The following is a 2,251-nucleotide window of genomic DNA, read 5'->3' as shown; positions in this document are numbered from 1 at the left end:
CCGAACACCACCCCCACTCACCAGAGAACCAGCACGGCCCGCGCCCCCGGCGCCACTGCAAAGGAGCAACCCATGTCCGCAGACACGACGCAGCGCCTCATCAGCGCTGAGCTCGTCGGCCTCGACGAGGACCTCGGCGCCACGTCGAGCGACGTCATCCGCGTCCTCGCCGACCGCGTCGCCGCCACCGGCCGCGCGGCCGACGGAGCCGCCCTCGCCGAGGACGCCATCAAGCGCGAGGCCAGTGTCGGCACCGGCGTCCCCGGCGGCATCGCGATCCCGCACGCCCGGTCGGCCTCGGTGTCGAGCCCGACCCTCGCGTTCTCCCGGCTCGCCCGGAAGGTGCCGTTCGGCGCCCCGGACGGCGACGCCGACGTCGTCTTCATGATCGCCGTGCCCGAGGGCGCCGACAAGGACCACCTGACGGTGCTGTCGACGCTCGCCCGGGCGCTCATCCGCGAGGACTTCACCGCGGCGCTCCGTGCCGCGACAACGCCCGAGGACGTCGTCGACCTCGTGCAGCGCGAAGTGGGCGGCGAGGTCGCCGCAGCCGGCGTCGGCTCCGCGAGCACTGCCTCCAGGCCGGCCGCAGCCCCGTCGACGCAGGCCGCGTCCGGTGACGCGACCACGAAGTCCGCCGCGGCGGGTGCCCGCAAGGTCATCGTGGGTGTCACCGCCTGCCCGACCGGGATCGCGCACACCTACATGGCCGCGGACGCCCTCGTCGCCGCAGCCCAGCGGGCCGGCGCCGAGATGCACGTCGAGACCCAGGGCTCCTCGCAGGTCGAACCGCTCGACCCGGCGCTCATCGCTCGGGCCGACGCCGTCGTGTTCGCGGTGGACGTCGACGTCCGCGATCGCGGGCGCTTCGCGGGCAAGCCGCTCGTCTCCGGACCGGTCAAGCGCGGCGTCGACGAGCCCGACAAGATGATCGCCGAGGCACTCCGCGCCGCGGACGACCCGAACGCCGCACGCGTCCAGGGCGGCGTGACCACCTCCGAGTCCACGAAGTCGGACGAGCACTTCGGGCAGGCCCTCAAGCGCTGGCTCCTCACCGGCGTCAGCTACATGATCCCGTTCGTCGCGGGCGGCGGTCTCCTCATCGCGCTCGGATTCCTGCTGTCGGGCTACGCGATCGCGCTGCCGCACGGCGACTCGGGCCAGAACAACGCCGTCTACACGCTCACGAACTACACGCTGCTCAACCTCCCGCCGGAGGGCCTCGGGTACTACCTCGGAGCGGCCGCGTTCCAGATCGGTGGCGTCTCGCTCGGCTTCCTCGTCGCAGCACTCGCCGGGTACATCGCGTACGCGATCGCCGACCGTCCGGGCATCGCGCCGGGCTTCGTCGCCGGGTCGATCGCCGTCTTCATGAACGCCGGCTTCCTCGGTGGTCTCGTCGGTGGCCTCATCGCCGGCGGTGCGGCCTACTGGATCGGGCGCATCCCGACCTGGCGCTGGCTGCGCGGCCTCATGCCCGTCGTGATCATCCCGCTGTTCGCGTCGATCATCGCGTCCGGCCTCATGCTCCTCGTGCTCGGTGGTCCGATCGCCTGGGTCATGACGCAGCTCACCGCGTGGCTGAACTCGCTGTCCGGTGCCTCGGCGATCCTCCTCGGCATCATCCTCGGCCTGATGATGGCGTTCGACCTCGGTGGCCCGGTGAACAAGGTGGCGTACGCGTTCGCCGTCGCAGGCCTCGGTGCGGGTTCGGCCACCAACGTCGTCCCGTTCGAGATCATGGCCGCCGTGATGGCCGCGGGCATGGTCCCGCCGCTGGCCCTCGCCCTCGCCTCGACCGTGCTCTACCGCAAGGGCTTCACGAAGCCGGAGCGCGAGAACGGCAAGGCCGCGTGGCTCCTCGGTGCGTCGTTCATCTCGGAGGGTGCGATCCCGTTCGCGGCCGCTGACCCGCTGCGGGTCATCCCGGCGTCGATGGTCGGCGCCGCGGTGACGGGCGCGATCTCGATGGCCGCCGGTGTGACCTCGCGAGCCCCGCACGGTGGGATCTTCGTCTTCTTCGCCATCGGGAACATCGGGATGTTCGTCGTCGCGCTGCTCGCCGGCACGATCGTCTCGGCACTCGTGCTCGTCGGGCTGAAGAAGTGGGTGCGGCGTCGTCCGGTGGACGAGGCGGCGGCCGCCAGCGAGGCAACGGTCGCGGCCGAGACGGTCGGGCAGCGCGCGCCGGTCGCGGCGTAGTCGTCCGGACGTGACGACCCCGCGTCGCGTCCCCACCTGACGGACGGGA

Annotated in this window: 1 protein-coding gene; it reads left to right on the top strand. The window is 72.1% G+C overall.

Going from position 1 to position 2,251, the window contains the following annotated elements; translation table 11 throughout:
• Nucleotides 1-72: 72 nt before the first annotated feature.
• Entirely contained in the window at nt 73-2,202 is a 2,130-nt protein-coding gene (locus I59_RS13765) for a fructose-specific PTS transporter subunit EIIC (RefSeq protein ID WP_022904367.1), read from the top strand.
• Nucleotides 2,203-2,251: the final 49 nt, after the last annotated feature.

Source organism: Curtobacterium sp. B8 (assembly GCF_000333315.1).
GTDB classification, from domain to species: domain Bacteria; phylum Actinomycetota; class Actinomycetes; order Actinomycetales; family Microbacteriaceae; genus Curtobacterium; species Curtobacterium luteum.
This window is presented reverse-complemented; position numbering and strand designations above follow the sequence as displayed.

Bases quoted from the DNA above. Each gene is read 5' to 3' on its own strand.
- I59_RS13765 (WP_022904367.1), top strand. From the start codon at position 73: ATGTCCGCAGACACGACGCAGCGCCTCATCAGCGCTGAGCTCGTCGGC.